This is a genomic window from Streptosporangium sp. NPDC051022 (assembly GCF_040683035.1).
Lineage (GTDB): Bacteria > Actinomycetota > Actinomycetes > Streptosporangiales > Streptosporangiaceae > Streptosporangium.
Window position 1 is genome coordinate 549986 of sequence record NZ_JBFBCF010000001.1, and the last position, 19111, is coordinate 569096.

Sequence of the window (19111 nt, forward strand, 5' to 3'; positions counted from 1 at the left end):
CCGCGAATGTACCCAGGGTCCTCTCAGGGCGGTCACGACCCGTACCACGGCTACGGCCGTCCTCCCAAGAGCGTCGGAGGCAGGCTGCTTCCGGCCCTGCTCGTGGTGGGATCGCTCGGCGGCATCGGCGCGATCATGGCGGGGCTGCTCACATACATGACGCCGGTGGCCGACCAGGAGCCCTACGGGCCTCAGGTCCCGCAGGCGGTGGGCAACATGGAGCCGGTACCGCCGCCCGCCGCCGGGCAGCCGGGGGCGGATCCGGTGGTGGCGCCGCCGCCGGGCGTGGGCCCGGGCGGGCTGGAGGTGCCGCTGACCGCCGCCGACCCCACGGCGCCGCCGCCGCTGCCCGTCGTCCAGCCTCCGGCGCCGCTGAAGAGCAAGGGCGTACGGCCGAGGAAGCTGGCCATCCCGAGGATCGGCGTGCTCGCCCCGCTGATGCCGCTCGGGATCGACGCCAAGAAGGAGATCCAGACCCCTCCGCTGAGCAAGCCGAACCAGGCGGGCTGGTACAAGAACGGCCCGATCCCCGGCCAGCAGGGGCCCTCGGTGGTGCTCGGGCACGTGAACACCCGTGGCGGGGCCGCCGTCTTCAGCCGCCTGAAGGAGATCCGGCGCGGAGACAAGATCAAGATCTCGCGGACGGACGGGAGCGTCGCCGAGTTCACGGTCGACGGGGTCGAGCAGGTCAGCAAGAAGGCCTTCCCGTCGAAGCGGGTCTACGGCAACACCGGGGAGGCGACCCTCCGGCTGATCACCTGCGGCGGTGTCTACAACCAGCAGACCCACCACTACACCGACAACATCATCGTCTACGCGACGCTGTCGGCCACCCGCCGCGCCTGACCTCCGCGCGGGGCGCCCCGGCCTCCGGGGCGCCCTCCGGCGGGACCGGGAGGCGGAAGCGGGCGGGGCCCGGACCAGGGGTGCCGGACCCGCGCGGTGGCGATGCGCATGCCAGGATCTCCTCAGAAGACGTTTCTGTCTCACGGATCTCCCGCGAACTCTCACAGACCCCGCGAAGCCAGAGGAACCGGCCAATGCCTCAGCCGCCGACCTACGACGACGTCCGGAGCGCCGCCGCCCGCATCGCGGCCCACGCCCACCGCACCCCGGTGCTGCGCTCCCGCCTCGTCAACGAGAGCGTCGGCGCCGACGTGGTGTTCAAATGTGAGAACTTCCAGCGCATGGGCGCCTTCAAGTTCCGCGGCGCCTTCAACGCCCTGTCGCGGTTCACCCCCGAGCAGAGGCGCGCGGGCGTGGTCACCTACTCCTCGGGCAACCACGCCCAGGCGATCGCGCTGGCCGCCCGGCTGCTGGACATCCCCGCCACGATCGTCATGCCGCACGACGCCCCCGCCGCCAAGCTGGCCGCCACCCTGGGGTACGGCGGACAGGTCGTCCGCTACGACCGCTACACCAAGGACCGGGAGGAGATCGGCCGCGCGCTGGCCGCCGAGCGCGGTCTCACGCTGGTCCCGCCGTACGACCACCCCGACGTCATCGCCGGTCAGGGCACCGCCGCCATGGAACTGTTCGAGGAGGTCGGCGACCTCGACGCGCTCTTCGTTCCCCTGGGCGGCGGCGGGCTGCTGTCCGGTACCGCGCTGGCGGCGCGGGCGCTGTCGCCCGGCTGCCGGCTGTACGGCGTCGAGCCCGAGGCGGGCGACGACGGCAGGAGATCCCTGCGCGAGGGTGCCATCGTCCACATCGACACCCCGGAGACCATCGCGGACGGCGCGCAGACCCAGCACCTCGGCGTCCACACGTTCGCCATCATCCGCCGTGACGTCGACGACATCCTCACCGCCACCGACGCCGAACTCGTCGAAGCCATGAGGGTCTTCGGATCCATCATGAAAATCGTCGTCGAGCCCACCGGATGCCTCGGCTTCGCCGCCGTCCGCGGACTCGCCGCCGACCTGGGCGGCCGGAGAGTCGGTGTGATCGTCAGCGGTGGCAACGTCGACCTCGGCCGTTTCGCCTCCCTGCTGGCCTCCTGACCGCGGACCGGACCGTCCGCCGCCCTCAGCCGAGCAGGTGTTCCAGCCGGGCGGCCACCTCGCGGTAGCGGCTGACCGGGATCAGGTGCACACCGTCGAAGGCCCCGGAGTCGCGGATCCGGAGGACCTGCTCGCAGGTGGCCTCGACCCCGGCGAGGCGGTCGGCGGCGACCTTCTCCACCAGTTCGTCCGGAATATCGATGTCGGGGATCGCGGCCGCGAGACGCCGGGCGTGGTTCTCGCTGGCGAGGACCATCACGCCCGCGTACACGGGGACGTCCACCGGGTTGGCCTCACGCCACCTGAGCAGTGTCTCCAGCGAGAAGCCGACCTGGACGAACACGAAGTCCGCCGCGCGCTTCCAGGCGGGCAGCGGACGGAGCCCCGCGGCCGTGCCGACCTGGAAGGGCCGTGTTCCCGCGAACGCGGGGTCCTGCGGCAGGGCGCGAACCTCCTCGATCATCGCCCGGACGTTCAGGTCTCCGGTCCGGTTGCCCGAGGCGGGCTTGTCCCCGTAGACGAACAGGAACCGGTCGACGCCGTACGCGGCCGCGGTCAGCAGGTCACGGCGCAGTCCCAGCAGGTTGCGGTCGCGCGAGTTGAGACACGCGATGCTCCGTCCGCCCATCGACTCGACCTCGTGCGCGACCGCCACGCTGGAGACCGTGGCGCGGCCGATGTGGTTGTCGGGGACGAGGAAGGCGTCGGCCACCTTGCTCAGGGTGCCGATCTGGTGCCGGACGTGCATCAGGTCCGGCCGGGTGGGCGGCTCGATCTCGCAGATCACCTGGAACGAGGGATTGGTCATGGGGCCAATCTAAGGACGAGGGGAGGGAAAGGGAGGCGGATCCGGATCTTCGCCGTACAGGACGCCCCGGGCCTCGCGCCGGTGCCGCGCCGCGTCGAACAGGGCCCGCCGATCTTCTAGGAAGGCGGAGCCGGGGTCCACACGTACGGGGTGGTGGTGGTCACGGCCCGGAAACCCAGGCGACGCAGGATCGGGGCGCTGTCGTCCGAGGCGTCCACGTGCAGATACCGCACGCCGCGCGCGGCGGCGTGCCGGGCGCGGTCGGCGACCAGCGCGCGGTAGATCCCCCGGCCCCGCCATTCGCGCAGCGTCGAGCCGCCCTGCAGCCCGGCGAAGTCGGTTCCCGGCCGGTGGGAGAGCCAACCGGCGGAGACGAACTCCCCGCCGGCGTCGGCCGCCACGACGACGAGTTCGTCGGGGGCGGCGGCACGGTCTTCGATCAGCTGCTCACCGACCCAGCTCAGATCCTGATCCCAGATGACCGACTCCATGGCGGCGATCCTCCGCATGTCGTCGTCCGCGGTCACCTGGCGCAGCACGACCCCGTCCGGCAGTACGGGCTCCACCGCCAGCTCCTTCGCCATCCCGATGAGCACGGTCTCCTGCGGCTCGGGTACGAAGCCCGCGTCGCGGAGGCGGTCGACGAGGTCGGCGGGCTCGTCGTGACCCCAGGTCTTCCACTGGACGGCCTGCCCGCGCTCGGCGAAGCGGTCGCGCTGCCGGGCGATCAGCCGGTCGAGTTCCGCGCCGCGCGCCCCCACGTCGCGGGGGGCGACGACGAAGCCGCGGAAGCGGCCGACCACCCGCAGCAGCGGCCCGTCCTGTTCGTGCACGACCCCGGGACCCGGAGCGGGCACGCTGCCGCGCATCTGCTCGTCGTAGGTCGCCAGCAAGGCATCTGTTCCCATCGTGGAAACCCTATGTGCCGTGTCCACGGGTTTTCCGTGGGTTTTCCGCCGGAGAACGGCGGCGCTCCATGGGGATCTGGCGCCGGGCGAACCGGGTGGCGGGGCGAGATACCGGTGGCCGGTTCGGTGGCCGGTTCGGTGGACGGTGAGAAGAGTGTCGGTGATGTGCTTTGTTGTCCGGAGAAGAGTCTTCTTCTCCTATCCGGGTAGATGTGTGGTGATACCAGTGTGCCCCCCGTGTAACCAGAAAGCGGGGGTGCGAAAGTGGCGAGCAAGGTGGTGCGGGCCGGTATGCCGGCCGTGCTCACGGGGGCGGTGCTCACAGGGATCATGCTCGTGGCGGGGGGCGCGTGCGCCGACCCCCGGTCCGGGGGCGTCACGGAGGCCACGGGCGCCACGGGCGCCACGGGCGCCGCGGGGGACGCGGGGGACGCGGGAAACGCGGGAAACACGAAGGCGTCGGGTTCCGAGCCCGGGGCGGTCACGGACGAGGGAGGGACGACAGCCGAAGGGGAGGCCGAACGGTCCCGGTGCGGCGACCGGAAGCTGAGCGTCATCGCGCATCGCGGTGCCAGTGACTTCCGGCCCGAGCACACGCTCGCCTCCTACCGCCTCGCCATCCGCATGGGGGCCGACTACATCGAGCTGGACCTGGTCCCCACCAAGGACCACGTGCTGGTCGCCCGGCACGAGAACGAGCTCTCGCGGACCACCGACGTCGCGGATCATCCCGAGTTCGCCGACCGCAGGACGACCAAGACGATCAACGGTCACCAGCGGGCCGGATGGTTCACCGAGGACTTCACACTCGACGAACTGCGCACCCTCAGGACGAAGGAGCGCTACCCCAGGCGACGGCCGCACAACAGGGTCTACGACGGGCGGGAACGGATCCCGACGCTGGACGAGGCCGTCACGCTCGCCCAGCGGCGCGGTGTGGGCGTCTACGCCGAGATCAAATACTCGACCTATTTCGCCTCGATCGGGCTGCCGGTCGAAAAGCCGCTGCTGGAGACCTTCGCGCGGCACGGCTGGAAGGACGGCACGGCCCCGGTGTTCATCCAGTCCTTCGAGACGAAGAATCTCAGGGACCTGCGTTCGGCCACGCGGTTGCGTCTCATCCAGCTCATCGGCCGGCGCGGCACGCCGTACGACCTGGCGGCGGCCGGTGAGCGCCGGACCTACGACGACCTGGCCACCCCGGAGGGGCTGCGGCGGATCGCCGAGTACGCCGACGCCGTCGGCGTGATGACGTCGAGGATCCTGCCCGCCGGTTCCGACGGGAGGCTGGGGACGCCCACCTCGTTCGTGGAGGAGGCCCACCGGCAGGGCCTCCAGGTTCTCGTCGCGACCATCCATGACGAGAACGCGGGGCTTCCGGTGGAGTATCGGCGGGGGGATCCCGGCCGTCCGGCCTACCGCCGCGCCGTCGGCGACGCGGCGAGCTGGGTGGAACGGCTCTACACGCTCGGGGTGGACGGCGTCTTCGCCAACGACCCGGCCACCGCGCGCCTCGCGAGAGAGCGACTGTGCGGCGAGGATCATTGATCGCCTGACCCGCGGTCGCCGTCAGGCGAGTGCCCGCCGGTAGGGGGTCAGGGTTTCCAGCCACGCCCGGCTGCCGTCCGCCTCGTCCCACAGTTCGTACAGCTCGTTGTCGTCGGGACGCGCGGCCCTTTCGAGGGTGCGCGCGGCGAGGCCGCGCAGCTCGGCGTCGACCTCGAACGGGTTGGCGTCCAGCCACCTGGCCGCCACGGGGGCGGGTTCGGCGCCGACCAGGCGCGCGCCCACGACGCAGGCCGCCGCCACGGCGCCGGACATCTCCGGGCCCTCCACGTAGTCGTCCTGGGCGAGGATCTCCCGCATCGCCCCGGCGAGGGCGGCCGCCGGGTCCGCCGTACCGTCGAGATCACCGAGCAGATCGAGGGCACCGTCGTTCTCGAACGGTCCCAGGTCCCAAGCTCCCACATCACACCTCTGCCATCCGTCGTTCACGCCGTTGTCCGGGCAGCGCCGAGCGTAGGGGAGCGCCCCGTCAAAATCGGGTGCCGCCGCCCGCGCTCTCCGGCATGGCCGAAAGGATTCCTTCCGGCGGATGAGAAGACGGCGGTCCATGAGGCGGCGGTCGCACGACCGGTCCCGCTGCGCGGAGGAGGAAACGGGCAGACCGTCTCCCTACCGTCAAGACATGGCGGACGAACGGCTTGAGAGCTCACCGGTGGCGCGGTCTCGCGGAAGGCGACGGATGTGGCGTGCGCTCCTGCGGATCGTCGCCGTGGGCGCCGCGCTGCTCGTACTGGCGGCGGGAGCGGGATTCGCCTACGAGACGAGCGCTGGGCGGGGGGACGCCGCCCGGCACCCGGCACCCGGGCGGCTGATCGATGTGGGCGGCCACCGCCTGCACCTGTACTGCACCGGCGGCGGCGCCCCCACCGTGGTGCTGGAGGCGGGACTGGCCGAGTCCAGTGCGAGCTGGGAGGTGATCCAGCGGCGGCTGTCCGCCCGTAACCGGGTGTGCTCCTACGACCGGGCCGGATACGCCTGGAGCGAGGAGGGCCCGTCACCCCGTACGGCGGAGCGCACCGCCGGGGAACTGCACGCGCTGCTGGCCGCCTCGGGGGAGGCGGGGCCGTACGTCCTGGTGGCGCACTCCTACGGCGGCAACACCGCGCGCCTCTTCGCCGACCGCTGGCGGAGCCTGACCGCGGGACTGGTGCTGATCGACGTCACCGACGAGACGGCCGTCACCGCGCTGCGGATCTCCCGGCCGCTGCTCGGCCTCCAGTTCACCGTCAACCGGTTCGTCGCCCGGCTCGGCCTTCTCAGGCTGTGGACCGGCGCCTTCCTGCCGCCCGAGGCCACCGCGGAGGCGCGGGCCGCCGCCACCGTCGTCTACGGCTCGGCGAGCATGGCGGCCGCCCGCGCCGAGGCGTGGGCCTCGGTGGACAGCGCCGCCCAGGTCGGTGCGACGGTCCGCCCCGGAGCGTGGGGGGATCTGCCGGTAACGGTCATCTGCGCGGCGGGTCAGCCCGAGGCGGACACCGAGCACGCCAGACGTGTCGCCGCGCTGTCGAGCCGGGGGCGCCTGGTGGTCGCGGCCACGACGGAGCACTACGTCCAGAACGCCCAGCCCGACCTCGTCCTCGACGAGATCGGCCGGGTCGCCGCCGCCCGCGGACGGGGATGACCGCGGACGGAGACGGCTTGCGGGCGGAGGCGGCTTGGGGGAGACGCCCGCGGGGAGGTGGCCGTGGGAGGGGCTACGAGAGGGGTTGCGAAGGGAGACGCCCGCGGGGAGGTGGCCGCGCGGGGGAGGCGATCCCCCGGCGGTGACGGTCTTGTCGTGGTCGGTGGGAGTGGATACGGTGCGGTCATGGAACGTAGGCGCTGGGACAGCGACGATCGCTTCATCGGTATCGCCTCCGGAAAGGCGATCGCCCCCTCCGTGGAGCAGCTCCTGGCCCACATGGGCCGTGACGGCTGGGTCACCGAGGAACCCGACGTGCACCTGCTTCCCCGGCTTCGGCAGGTCGCCGACGGGCCGGACTCGCCGTGGCGCATCACCGGGGCCCATCTGACGGACGACAGCGTCTACGTGGTCGACCTCGCACCCGCGTCCGGGGCGGACGGGGCGGATCGGACGGACGGGGCGGCGCGTGGGCTGCCGATGGGCGACGTCCTGCGCCTGCTGTCCACGATCGCCGAGGCGGCCTTCTTCGCCCGCCAGATCGACGACAGGACGGTCGACTGCGCCATGGGCATGCTCGACGGCGACGGCGTCTTCGCCACCCACGGCCACCTGATCCGCCTGCGCCTGACCGACTGACCCACCCCCCTTTCCAGCTCGCCCCTTTCGCCGGACCGTTCCGTTCCGCCGGGCCGTGCTCCCGGTGACGGTCAATCTCCTCGCCGCGGCGACCGGCGTCGTCCGGGTATCCAGTTGCCGTGGAAACCGGCCGGGACGCGCACGGGGAGGCGGACCTGCGCGACCGGGTCCGCGTCGAGGTCGGCGGCGTCCAGGATCGCCAGGTAGCCGGTCCCCCTGGAACGGTCGTGGGCGAAGGTCAGCAGATAGCCGTCGTCCTCGTGGCGGCCGGAGGCCCTGGGGACGAAGACCGCCTCGCCGCAGGTGTGCCCGGCGGGCAGGCGGTGAACGCCACGTGTGCCGGAGGCGAGGTCGTACTTGTAGATCTCGGTGCGTTCCGGCTCGGCGTCCATGGAGAAGGAGACCGTGTAGCCGTAGCGATGGGGCAGCCCGATCCTCGTGTCGGCCAGTCGCGGATACTCGCTGGGCGCGTCGTCCAGGCGGCTCTCGGTGACCGTTCCCGAGGGCAGGTGCAGGGTCCACCGGTGCAGGCTGGGCAGCCCGCCGCCGACGTCGGCGGGTCCCCGACGCCACAGCGTCTCGACGCGGGTGCCGGTCACGACGATCGAGTCCTCGGTCCCGAAGGCGTTCAGGGTATGCCACACGTAGCAGGGGTCGACGTCGAACCAGCGCACCGGGGCCTCGCCGTCGGCCCGAGGCAGGACGCCGAACCGGGCACGGTGCCCCTCGTCCCACCTCCACGGAGGGCCGCCCGCGGCCGCCTGCCGCGCGTCGAAGACGACGGGCAGGTCCATGAAGACCACATGGTGCGCGGTGACCGCGAAGTCGTGCATCATCGTCGCCCGCGGTACGTCCACGACCTGTGTCTGGAGCACCCGGCCGTCCGGGGAGGCCCGGTAGTAGGTGAGGTGGGGAGGCCGGAGCCGGTAGCCGAAGAACAGCAGCTCCCCGGTGATCGGGCAGGTCTTGGGATGCGCGGTCATCGGCGTCCGCAGCGCCCCGTCGAAGGTGAAGGGCCCGATCGTGGCCAGCTCCGGGGTCACCTCGTAGGGGAAACCCCCTTCCTCCAGGGCGAACAGTCGGCCGGCGTGGGCGATCAGATGGGTGTTGGCGGTGGTGACCCGGTAGTCGACGCGTGAGGTGACCGGGTCGAAGGCCAGGGCGAACCGGGACTCGCCCGGGTGCTCGTACAGCGGGGTGCGCACGTACCGGTTGCGGTACCAGGCGGCCCTGCCGTTCTCCAGCGCGACGGTGTGGATCATGCCGTCCCCCGCGAAGAAGTGCGGTGACCACCCCGCGCGCGGGTTGGGGCCGTTGCGGAAGAACTGTCCCGACAGTTCCTCGGGGATGGAGCCGATCACCTCGCTCGGCTCCAGCGTCACCTCCTCGGCGATCGGCGCGTTGTTGCCCGCCAGGTGCAGCGGTACGGCACCGCCTGTCTCCACGGTCATCGCGATCTCCTGTCGTGAGGGGCCGGTGGCGCCGCCCACAGTGCCCGGACGACCGTCGAAGGAACAGTCTTGTTCTTGCCGCCCGCGTCAGCCGTCCCGTTCCGCCGCAGGTCACGCGGCTCTCGAATGTTCTCCGCGGAACGCGTCCGGCTGGGCGGGCGTGGTGGGGCACGGCGGGCCCCGTGATCGTTAATGGGCCGGTACAGAAGTGGATCTTCGTGCTCCCTGATCGTTTGGCCGTCTCGCCGTGCCGGGTAGGTGGTGAGCGATGTCGGCGTCCCCCCGCGAGAGCAGGAGAGCGGGGTGTGCCCGGGATGGTGGGCAGGGTGCCGGCCGGGATGCTGGTCGTGCTCGTGGGAACCGGAGTCGCGGGGCCCGCGGAGCCGGCGGCGTTCGCCGGGTCCCCGGCCACCGCGGTGACGGCCGTCCGGCGGGTGTGCGGCGACCGGGAGCCGATCGTCATCGCGCATCGCGGTGCCAGCGCCTTCCGGCCCGAGCACACGCTCGCGGCCTACCAGGCCGCCATCCGGATGGGGGCCGACTACATCGAGCCCGACCTGGTCCCCACCAGGGACCACGTGCTGGTCGCCCGGCACGAGAACGAGCTCTCGCTGACCACCGACGTCGCCGACCACCCCGAGTTCGCCGGCCGCAGGACCACCAAGATCGTCGAGGGCGTACGGCGCACCGGCTGGTTCACCGAGGACTTCACGCTCGGGGAACTGCGCACCCTCCGGGCCAGGGAGCGTTTCTCCAAGCTGCGCCCCGCCAACACGGCCTACGACGGGCGGGCGTCGATCCCGACGCTGGACGAGGTCATCGAGCTCGCCCGGCGGAACGGGGTGGGCGTCTACGCCGAGACCAAGCACCCGAGCTACTTCGCCTCGATCGGGCTGCCGTTCGAGGAACCGCTGGTGGAGACCCTCAGGAGGCACGGCTGGGACGACGCGTGCGCTCCCATGTTCGTGCAGTCCTTCGAGACGGGAAACCTCAGGCGACTGCGTTCGGTCACGCGGGTGCGGCTCGTCCAGCTCATCAAGGCGTCCGGCGCGCCGTACGACCTGGAGGCGGCCGGTGACCGGCGTACGTACGAGGACATGATCACCCCGGAGGGCCTGGAGTGGGTCGCGGGGTACGCCGACGTCGTCGGCGTGGTCACCTCGCGGGTCGTGCCCACCGGCCCCGACGGGAGGCTGGGGGCGCCCACCTCGCTCGTCCGGGACGCTCACGGCAGGGGGCTGGGGGTTCATGTCGCGACCATCCGCGGCGAGAACGAGCATCTCCCGCCCGAGTACCGGCGTGGGGATCCCGCGAGCCCGGACTACCGGCGCGCCGCCGGAGACGTGGCCGGCTGGCTGAGGCGGCTCTACGGGCTCGGCGTGGACGGGGTCTTCGCCGACGACCCCGGTGCCGCACGTGCCACGCGCGACGACTTCCTCGCGGGTGGCTGAGCCGCCGGGGAGCTCGGCGGCGGACGGCGGAGGAGACCGCGGGGTTTCGGGCGCGCCGGTGGCCGTCCGGAGACTGACAGGCCTGTGCGTTCCGTGCCGTTTTGAGGAGCGGAGCGGAAGCGGCGAGCGGTGATCATCCCTGCTCCCGGCGTGTTCATTTGAGAGACAGGTGAATACGGACACAGTGGGACGGGAGAGAATTTGTGCCCGTTTTGCTAACTGGCGCGCATCTCACGGTTTGTGTTCATAGGATCTATGCCGGACTGTGACCATCGCCTGGAATCGTGGGCAACCGCGCCAAAGCGGTCAACTGTGCCGAAGTGGAGAAAACTGTGCTGAAGTCCAAGGCGCGGCGTCGCGTCACGGTCAAGACGGCCGTCATTGGAATACTAGGCGCGGGCATTCTTTTCGGCGCGGTTCCGGCGATCGCCTCGCTGACGGCCGCTCCCAAGGGGGTCACCTACACGTGCACCCCGTCCTCGGGCACCGTCACCAACAACACCTACAAAATGCAGATGGACCTGTCCGGCCCCTCCCTCTCCACGCCCAACTCCACCATCGTGGTGACCTGGAAGCTGGGACAGCCCACCGCGTCGCCGTTCCTGGTCGCCCCGTCGGCCATCGCGGCCGGTGACCGGCTCGTGGTCGAGGCGGACGTGGTGATCACCGGCTCGCCGCTCCCGACCCCCGCGGAGACCCGGTTGATCACGACCTCGGCGACCCCCGGAGCGGTGACCGCCAACGGCGCGCTGCCGGTTCTCCCCAGCGTGCTGATCACACTGACCCCGACCGCGACCGGGGTCATCGGCGTCCAGCCCGCCGGTTTCACCCTCGTGCACGCCGCGGGGACCGGAGTGGGGACCGGAGTGGGCGACAGCATCTACGACTGCACGGTCGCGACCACCGCGTCGGCGGAGGCGTCGGCCGCGGCGCTGCTGATCACGGTGAAGCCCTCGATTTCGGGATCGCCGACGAGTTCGAACAGCCCGACGGGGACCACCACGCCGACCACGACCCCGACCCAGACCCCGACCGCCACGGAGACCACGCCGGAGCCGACGGTCACCATCACCCGCACCAAGACGGCCAAGCCCCGGGAGGTCGGGCAGATCGGCGAGACTCCGGGCGGCGGCGCCTCAACGGGCGGAGGTGGAGAGGCCGGACCCGACGCGCGCATGATCATCCTTGCGGGCTCGATGATGATCGCGGCGGCGGGGGCCGGCGGGCTGGTGCTGCGCCGCCGTACCGCGACCAGGGGCTGACCGGAGCCGCTGGATGACCATTCCGACGCCGGACAACTGGCCGACGGGGCGTCCGCCGAGGCCGGTGCCGCCCTCCTCCCGGGGACCCGTCCAGCCACCTCACCCTCACCCCCATCCCCAGCAGGGATATCCGGGGTACGGCCCGCCGTACGAGCAGCCGTACGGGGAGTGGCCGGGCCACCGAGGCGACGGCGGCAGCCGGATCCTGCGTTCGGTGCTCATCCTGGCCGGGGTGGCCGGAGTGGTCACGGTGCTGGTCGGCCTGCTGTTCGTGGCGGTCTCACCCGACCAGTACGGCCTGGCCGAGCGGCGCACCACGCTGCCACCCCGCAGCCAGGCCAACGCGGCCGAGCCCTACTTCCAGGCACCTCCCACCGTGCCGCCGCCCCTGCCGAACCTCCCGCCGGCCCCTCCGATGCAGCCCTCGACCCCGGTGCGCCTGGTCATCAAACGGCTCGGCGTCAACGCGCCGATCACCTCGGTCGGGCTCGACAAGCAGGGCGCGATCGAGGTGCCGCCGGTCGGCGACCCGAACCTGGTCGGCTGGTACCGCTCCGGCCCCACACCGGGAGAGGCGGGACCGGCGATCATGCTGGGCCACAAGGACACGCGGTCGGGGAGCGCGGTCTTCAGCCGTCTCGGGGAGATCCGGAACGGCGATGTGATCGAGGTGCACCGCAAGGACGGCATCATCGCGATTTTCACGGTAGGCGGACTCGAACAGGCGGAGAAAACGGTGTTCCCGACGCAGCGTGTTTACGGCGAATCGCCCAACCCCCAGCTCCATTTGATCACGTGCGGCGGCACTTACGATCACACCACGGGTCACTACACGGACAACGTCATCGCGTACGCGACGATGACGAGCACCCGCAGAGCATGAGCGCCGTGACCGCGGCCGCCGAAGAGCCGCTGAGGAAGACCCCGAGGACCCTGGACGTCCCGGCGTTCGTGCGCGGGCGGCGCCACGGGCTGACGCTGGGAGCGCTCGCGGCGCTGGCCGCGACGGCCTACGCGGTGCTCGGCCTGGTCAAGCTCTCCACGTTCAAGGCCAGCATCTTCGACCTGGCCATTTTCGATCAGGCCGTGCGCGGATACGCGAGCTTCGGGCCGCCCACGGCGCCCTCGGTCGGCATGCCCTACGGCCAGGGAATGGACTTCCTCCAGCTCGCCGACCACTTCTCCCCGATCCTGGCGGTCCTGGCCCCGCTGTACTGGATCCACAACGGCCCGGAGACGCTGATCGTCGCGCAGGCCGTACTGCTCGCGCTGGCCGCGGTCCCCATCTGGCACTACGCCAAGCGCCGCCTCGGCCCGGTCTCCGCCCACCTGGTCGCCGTGGCCTACCTGCTCTCGTGGCCGGTGGCGCAGGTGGCCGGGTTCGACTTCCACGAGGTGGTGTTCGTCCCGCTGCTCAGCGCGATCATGATCGAGCGGGCGGACGCGGGCCGGATGCGCTACGCGGCGCTCGCGGCCCTGGGCATCCTCATGGTCAAGGAGGACATGGGCCTGCTGGTCGCCGGGTTCGGGGTGTACCTGTTCCTCACCAGGCGGCGCCTCGAAGGGGTGGGGTTCGTCCTGTTCGGGGTGGCCGCGCTCCTGAGCATCCGCGGCCTGCTGATGCCGCTGGTCGGAGGGGGAGGCGAGGGGTTCCACTGGGCGTACGGCAGCCGCGGCGCGACCATGGGGGAGGTCGGGCTGTCCATCGTCCGTGACCCGCTGGGCACGCTGTGGCAGATGGTGAGCCCGGAGGTCAAGGTGGACACCCTGGCCTTCCTGCTGTGGCCGATGCTGCTGACCGCGCTGCTGTCGCCGCTGGTCCTGGTGGCCGTCCCGCTCGTCGCCGAGCGGTTCCTGGCCGACCGGCCGCAGTGGTGGGGGCCGGACTACCAGTACAACGCCTTCGTCGTCGCCATCCTCGTCTGCGCCGGGGTCGACGGTGTCCACCGGCTCGCCGGGTGGCTCTCCGGACGCTTCCCCGACGGCCTGCCCGGGCGTTTGACCGCGCGGGGGCTGACCGGGCGCTGGGCGTTCGCGGTCTGCGTGATCGCGATCACGCTCGTGCCCCGCTTCGCGATGGGCCAGCTCCTGAGGGCGTCGTTCTACGAGGGCGAGCCGTACGTCGCGGCGGCGCGGGAGGCGGTGGCCAAGGTCCCGGACGGGGTGGTGGTCGAGGCGGCCAACAACGTCGGACCGGCGCTCACCGAGCGGACGACGGTGCTGCTGTGGGGGCCGCAGTCCTACGGCGCGCCGTGGATCGTGGCCGACGTCGCGCGGTGGACCTATCCGTTCGGTGCTCCCGAGGTGCAGCAGCAGCGGGTCGACGAGGCGCTGCGGACCGGCTACGTCAAGGTGTTCGACCGCGACGGCTACATCGTGCTGAACCGGCCGTCCTGAGCCCCCCTGAGCCCCCCTGGGCCGTCCTGGGCCGTCCTGGGCCGGGCTCTGGTCGCTCTGAGCCGCTCGCGTCCATTCGCGGTCCCTCACGTCCGCCCGCGGTCACTCGGTGGGCGCCGCCGGGCGCCGCCGGGCGCCGCCGGGTGGCGGCGCGGGGCTCGGGAGAGGGACAGAGAGGGAGATTCTGGGGTAGCCTCCAAATGACCGAACAATGCTCGGTTTCATGAACGGGAGGCACTGTGGCAGAGGCGTACATCGTCGGAGCGGTCCGCACCCCGATCGGTAAGAAGAAGGGCGGCCTGTCCGCCGTCCACCCCGTCGACCTGGCCGCGCACACCCTCAGGGCCCTCGTCGAGCGCACGGGCGTCGACCCGTCCGCGGTCGAGGACGTGATCATGGGCTGCGTCATGCAGTTCGGCCCGCAGAGCATGGACATCGCGCGCAACGCCTGGCTGTCGGCCGGCCTGCCGGAGAGCGTCGCCGGGGTGACCGTGGACCGGCAGTGCGGCTCCTCCCAGCAGTCGATCCACTTCGCGGCCCAGGGGGTGCTGTCCGGCACCCAGGATCTCGTGGTGGCCGCCGGAGTGGAGTCCATGAGCATCGTGCCGATGGGCTCCTCGGTCACCGCCGCGCTGGAGAAGGGAATGCCCTTCCCGTTCGGCGACCTGTGGGTCGAACGGTACGGCAGGCAGGAGATCTCCCAGTTCCGCGGGGCCGAGCTCATGTGCGAGAAGTGGGACCTCGGCCGCGAGGAGCTGGAGCGGTTCGCCTACGAGAGTCACCGGCGCGCGGCCGAGGCCGTGGCCGCCGGCCGCTTCCGGGACCAGATCGCCCCGATCGACGGCGTAGAGGACGACGAGGGCCCGCGCGCCGACACCACGCTGGAGAAGATGGCGTCGCTGAAGCCGCTGCGGGAGGGCGGCCGGATCACCGCGGCGACCTCCTCGCAGATCTCCGACGGCTCCGGAGCCCTTCTGATCGCCTCGGAGCAGGCGGTCCGCGACCACGGCCTGACACCGCGGGCCCGCGTCGTCACCCTGACGCTCACCGGCGACGACCCGGTCTACATGCTGACCGCGCCGATCCCGGCGACGAGGAAGGCGCTGAAGAAGTCGGGCCTGTCCATCGACGACATCGACGTCGTCGAGATCAACGAGGCGTTCGCCCCGGTCCCGCTGGCGTGGATCAGGGAGATCGGCGCCGATCCGGCCAGGGTCAACCCCAACGGCGGCGCCATCGCCCTGGGCCACCCGCTGGGCGGGACCGGCGCCGTCCTGATGACCAAGCTCCTGCACGAGCTGGAGCGCACCGGCGGCAGGTACGGCCTGCAGACGATGTGCGAGGGCGGCGGCCAGGCGAACGTCACGATCGTCGAACGCCTGTGAGAGCGCCCCGGTCCCCGCGAGAACCCGGGAGTCCGGGAAGCGGGGACCGGGGCGTTCACGCCGTCAGCGACCGCCCTTGCCGGGGATCCGGCGCGGTTGCCTGGTCGGCCTCGCCGGCATGGGCGGCATCGGCACGCGCCGGGGCGCCGCGGGAGGCAGGTTCCGCTCGGGAAGGGGCGTGCGGGACGGGGTGGTCTTACCGTCACCGTCGGGGTTCTGGGCAACACGAATTCGCATATGGGACTCCTTGAAGATCATGACGACGCGGTCGATGCCGTGCCGGAGACTCAGCCGCCGCGTCAGACGAACGGGCCAGAGAGCTGAGCGCGGGCGGATCAGACGAGGCTGATCGACGCCGGCTTCTTAGGAGTTAATCCACATGCGAGCACCGTATGGCGGCCTCGCCGGGCGGTGCAACCCATTTATTTCGGACACCCCTCCAGCGGGCCGCGCCCGCCGGGGCGGGCGTGACTCCGAGGAGGCCGGGACTACTTCGCCGGGACTACTTCTTCGGGACGCGGGCCACGCAGAAGACGGTCTGACCGAACGGCGGCCGGATGAAGCGCTCGATGAAACGGGTGACCGGGACCACCGTGCGGTCGTAGATCTTGACCAGGCGGGGGTCGGGGTAGCCCACGCCGCCGCGGCGGACCGCCACCCACCAGGCGATGCCGCCCAGGAAGTTGATCGGCTTGAGCACGTCGATGTCCAGCCCGGCCTTGGAGACCGTGCTGCGCAGGGTCGCGGGGGTGTAGCGGGTGACGTGGCCGACCTTGCGGTCGAAGTCCCCGTACAGCTGCATGTAGCCCGGAACCCAGATGACGATCCGGCCGCCGGGCACGGTGACCCTGGCCAGGGACCGCAGGGCCTCGACGTCCTCCTCGATGTGCTCCAGCACGTTCATCATCACGACCGTGTCGACCTTCTCGCCGATCGGGATCTCGGTCGGCAGGCCGAACTGCAGCACGTCGATGTCGTCGCGGCCCGCGAAGCGCTTGCTCAGCTGGTCCACGCAGTAGGGGTCGAAGTCGCTGACCACCAGCCTGTCCAGGCGGGGCAGGAACGCCTCGGCGAAGTGCCCCAGGCCCGAACCGATCTCCAGCATGGACCGGCCCACGTGCGGGGCGACCATGTCGAGCTCGTACTGCCGGTAGTTCTTGGCCTCGTCCCCACCGAGGTGGTTCTCCAGGGCCTCGTCACCGGCCGCCGGCTGCACTACACGGTCATACCCAGACATGCGGTTCCGTCCAGCTTGTTCACGGGAAACCGTGGAGACCACGGCTAGGGACAGGCAGAGAGTCTACTGGCGCTTCCCCCGGAGCGGCCCCCCAAACGGCCCGTGGCGCCCTAGCATGGGCATCCGCATGGATACTGCCTTCGTCGGCCGGCGCGTGGAGATCGCGCAGGTGATCCGTCTGCTGCGGGAGTCGCGCCTGGTCACGCTCACCGGGCTGGGCGGCGTCGGGAAGACGCGCCTGGCGCGCCGGGTCGTCGAGGAGATCTCGGAGGATTTCCCCGGCGGCTTCTGGCAGGTCGAGCTCTCCCGCCTGACCGATCCGCACCTGCTGCCGGGAACCGTCGCCGACAGCGTCGGCGTGGCCGACCAGTCCCCCCGCCCGCCGCAGGAGCTCCTGGCCGACTGGCTGAGCCCGCGCAGGGCCCTGCTGATGCTCGACACCTGCGAGCACCTGGTCGGGGCGGTGGCCTCGCTGGCCGACACCCTGCTGCGCGCCGCGCCCGGCCTCCGGGTGCTGGTCACGGGCCGACAGCCCCTCGGCGTGTCGGGCGAGCACGTCTACCCGGTCCCGCCGCTCCCGATCGAGGACGCGGTGGCGCTGCTGCGCGACCGCGCCGGCCTGCCGGAGGATTTCGGAGGCCCGCGAAGCCCGGCGCCGCCCGCGGCCCCCGGGATCCCGGCGCCCGCCCGGACGGGCACGCCGGCGGCGTGGGGAGACGGAGCGGAAGGCGCGGGCGTCCTGGCCGACCTCTGCGCGGCACTCGACTGCGTCCCGCTGGCGATCGAGCTGGCGGCCGTACGGCTGCGCACCGTCCCGCCGCGGCACCTCGCCCGCGAGCTGGCCGACCGCTACCGACTGCTGGGCGGAGAGGACGGCGAAGACGGGGACGGGCACGAGAGCGTGGGCCACAGACGGCACGCGTCGCTGCGCACGGCGGTCGGCTGGAGCCACGAGCTGTGCACCCCCGCCGAGCGGCTGCTGTGGGCCCGCCTGTCGGTGTTCGCCCTCGGCTTCGACCTGGAGGCCGCCGAACAGGTCTGCTCCGGCGGGCCGTTGCCGGTCCCGCTGGTGCTGGAGGCGCTGACCGGGCTGGTCGAGAAGTCCCTCGTGCAGCGTGAGGAGCATCCGAGCGGCGTACGGCTGCGCATGCTGGACACCGTCCGGGAGTTCGGCGCCGAGTGGCTGCTCAGGCTGGGGGAGACCCAGGTGGTCCAGGGCCGTCACCGTGATCACTACCTCGGGCTGGCCAGGCGGTGCGCCACCGAGTGGCCGGGGAGCCAGGTGGAGTGGTACGGGCGCATGCGGGCCGAGCGGCACAACTTCCGCAAGGTATTCGAGGTGTGCCTGGCCGACCCCGGAGGGGTGCGGACGGCCCTGGACCTGGCGGGGGCCCTGTGGTTCCTGTGGGTCTGCTGCGGCATGGCGCGTGAGGGCCGCCACCACCTGGAGGCCGCGCTGCGGTCCGAGACCGAACCCGGCAGGGAGCGGACCAGGGCGCTGTGGGTCTGCGCGTGGGTCGCGCTGCTCCAGGGCGACCTCGACGCGGCGCGGGAAAGGCTCGCCCGTTGCCGCGCCGAGGACTCCGAGGGCGCGGCCGCCGGATACGTCGCCCAGATGGAGGGTTTCCTCGCCCTGACGCGCAGGGACTTCGCCCGCGCGGCCGACCTGCTGCGGGAGGCCATCGTCTGGCACACGGCCGAGGGCGACGTGCTGTCGGGGCTGCTGCCCTGCCACACGCTGGCGGCCCTGAGCCTGCTGGCGGCGGGCAGGCCCGAGGAGAGCGGCAGGATGCTCGCGAGGGGACAGGCGCTCTGCGACAAGCACGGGGAGGAGTGGAGCCGCGCCCAGATGGAGTACGTCCTCGCCTGGGCCGAGCACGTCAAGGGCCGCGCGCCGGGGACGCTCCGGCACGCCAGGGCCGCGCTCGCCGGGGCCGGGCTCTTCGAGGACGTGCTCCTGACGGTCGCCTGCGTCGAACTGGCCGCCTGGGCGGCGACGGCGGGTCCGGAACACACGGCGACGGCGGGTCCGGAACGCATGGCGACGGTGGGTCCGGAACGCACGGTGACGGCCGCGGTCGCGGCGGCGCGGGAGGGCGCCCTGCTGCTGGGGGCGGCCCAGGCCGTCTGGGATTCCTCGGGGCTGCCGCAGTTCGGCTCGCCGATCCTCGTCGTCGTCAGGCAGCGGGCCGTCGTCCGGGCCGTCGAGGTTCTCGGCGGGGGAGAATTCGCTACCCGCTTCACCGAGGGGAAGGCCCTTGACCTGCGCCTCGCTGTGAAATATGTACTGGGGGAGAAGATCTCGTAACCGGGGGTGCCCGATCTCACCGGGTCTGTCACCGGTTCCGTGGTTGGCTTGCCACCTCACGCGGAGGGGCGAGGA

General features: G+C 71.8%; 17 protein-coding genes. 11 read left to right on the forward strand and 6 right to left on the reverse strand.

Going from position 1 to position 19111, the window contains the following annotated elements; genetic code table 11:
* Positions 1-6 precede the first annotated feature (6 nt).
* Together AB0N02_RS02625 and AB0N02_RS02630 are read left to right on the forward strand one after the other, a co-directional pair.
* On the forward strand, positions 7-846 hold the full coding sequence (locus AB0N02_RS02625) for a class F sortase (protein ID WP_363941788.1): 840 nt from the start codon (positions 7-9) through the stop codon (positions 844-846).
* Between the two features lie 194 nt (positions 847-1040).
* On the forward strand, positions 1041-2003 hold the full coding sequence (locus AB0N02_RS02630; RefSeq protein ID WP_363941790.1) for a threo-3-hydroxy-L-aspartate ammonia-lyase: 963 nt from the start codon (positions 1041-1043) through the stop codon (positions 2001-2003).
* 25 nt (positions 2004-2028) lie between these two features.
* On the opposite strand, the gene AB0N02_RS02635 is transcribed toward AB0N02_RS02630, so the two are convergent.
* Together AB0N02_RS02635 and AB0N02_RS02640 are read right to left on the reverse strand one after the other, a co-directional pair.
* The gene (locus AB0N02_RS02635) at positions 2029-2811 is read right to left on the reverse strand and encodes a methylenetetrahydrofolate reductase (RefSeq protein WP_363941792.1); all 783 of its coding nucleotides are present in this window, start codon (positions 2809-2811) and stop codon (positions 2029-2031) included.
* 116 nt (positions 2812-2927) lie between these two features.
* Positions 2928-3719, reverse strand: coding sequence for a GNAT family N-acetyltransferase (locus AB0N02_RS02640; protein WP_363941794.1), 792 nt, complete (start codon positions 3717-3719; stop codon positions 2928-2930).
* 264 nt (positions 3720-3983) lie between these two features.
* Here AB0N02_RS02640 and AB0N02_RS02645 point away from each other — a divergent pair, with 264 nt between their 5' ends.
* Positions 3984-5267: a glycerophosphodiester phosphodiesterase family protein gene (locus AB0N02_RS02645; protein ID WP_363941796.1), complete on the forward strand. Its 1284-nt coding sequence runs from the start codon at positions 3984-3986 to the stop codon at positions 5265-5267.
* A gap of 21 nt (positions 5268-5288) precedes the next feature.
* On the opposite strand, the gene AB0N02_RS02650 is transcribed toward AB0N02_RS02645, so the two are convergent.
* Positions 5289-5687: a DUF4259 domain-containing protein gene (locus AB0N02_RS02650; RefSeq protein WP_363941798.1), complete on the reverse strand. Its 399-nt coding sequence runs from the start codon at positions 5685-5687 to the stop codon at positions 5289-5291.
* A gap of 277 nt (positions 5688-5964) precedes the next feature.
* Between AB0N02_RS02650 and AB0N02_RS02655 the strand changes: the two genes are divergently transcribed.
* Together AB0N02_RS02655 and AB0N02_RS02660 are read left to right on the forward strand one after the other, a co-directional pair.
* Positions 5965-6906: an alpha/beta hydrolase gene (locus tag AB0N02_RS02655; RefSeq protein WP_363941800.1), complete on the forward strand. Its 942-nt coding sequence runs from the start codon at positions 5965-5967 to the stop codon at positions 6904-6906.
* A 186-nt stretch (positions 6907-7092) separates the two neighbouring features.
* Positions 7093-7545: a hypothetical protein gene (locus tag AB0N02_RS02660; protein ID WP_363941802.1), complete on the forward strand. Its 453-nt coding sequence runs from the start codon at positions 7093-7095 to the stop codon at positions 7543-7545.
* A gap of 71 nt (positions 7546-7616) precedes the next feature.
* Here AB0N02_RS02660 and AB0N02_RS02665 read toward each other — a convergent pair whose 3' ends face one another.
* Complete coding sequence (locus AB0N02_RS02665; RefSeq protein WP_363941803.1) at positions 7617-8996, reverse strand: carotenoid oxygenase family protein; 1380 nt, start codon at positions 8994-8996, stop codon at positions 7617-7619.
* A gap of 314 nt (positions 8997-9310) precedes the next feature.
* Here AB0N02_RS02665 and AB0N02_RS02670 point away from each other — a divergent pair, with 314 nt between their 5' ends.
* The 5 genes from AB0N02_RS02670 to AB0N02_RS02690 all read left to right on the forward strand — a co-directional run bounded on the left by AB0N02_RS02670 (position 9311) and on the right by AB0N02_RS02690 (position 15491).
* Entirely contained in the window at positions 9311-10447 is a 1137-nt protein-coding gene (locus tag AB0N02_RS02670; protein ID WP_363942499.1) for a glycerophosphodiester phosphodiesterase family protein, read from the forward strand.
* Between the two features lie 332 nt (positions 10448-10779).
* Positions 10780-11709, forward strand: coding sequence for a hypothetical protein (locus AB0N02_RS02675; protein WP_363941806.1), 930 nt, complete (start codon positions 10780-10782; stop codon positions 11707-11709).
* Positions 11710-11722: 13 nt separating this feature from the next.
* Positions 11723-12592: a class F sortase gene (locus AB0N02_RS02680; protein WP_363941808.1), complete on the forward strand. Its 870-nt coding sequence runs from the start codon at positions 11723-11725 to the stop codon at positions 12590-12592.
* Positions 12589-14106 (forward strand): DUF2079 domain-containing protein, encoded by a 1518-nt coding sequence (locus AB0N02_RS02685; protein ID WP_363941811.1) that lies wholly within the window; start codon positions 12589-12591, stop codon positions 14104-14106. Before AB0N02_RS02680 ends, AB0N02_RS02685 begins: the two co-directional genes overlap by 4 nt.
* Positions 14107-14345: 239 nt before the next feature.
* Entirely contained in the window at positions 14346-15491 is a 1146-nt protein-coding gene (locus AB0N02_RS02690; RefSeq protein WP_363941814.1) for an acetyl-CoA C-acetyltransferase, read from the forward strand.
* A gap of 63 nt (positions 15492-15554) precedes the next feature.
* Here AB0N02_RS02690 and AB0N02_RS02695 read toward each other — a convergent pair whose 3' ends face one another.
* Positions 15555-15728, reverse strand: coding sequence for a hypothetical protein (locus AB0N02_RS02695; RefSeq protein WP_363941816.1), 174 nt, complete (start codon positions 15726-15728; stop codon positions 15555-15557).
* A 265-nt stretch (positions 15729-15993) separates the two neighbouring features.
* A complete protein-coding gene (locus AB0N02_RS02700; protein WP_363941819.1) occupies positions 15994-16728 on the reverse strand; it encodes a class I SAM-dependent methyltransferase in 735 nt (244 codons plus the stop codon).
* Between the two features lie 127 nt (positions 16729-16855).
* Between AB0N02_RS02700 and AB0N02_RS02705 the strand changes: the two genes are divergently transcribed.
* Positions 16856-19036, forward strand: coding sequence for an NB-ARC domain-containing protein (locus tag AB0N02_RS02705; RefSeq protein ID WP_363941822.1), 2181 nt, complete (start codon positions 16856-16858; stop codon positions 19034-19036).
* Positions 19037-19111: the final 75 nt, after the last annotated feature.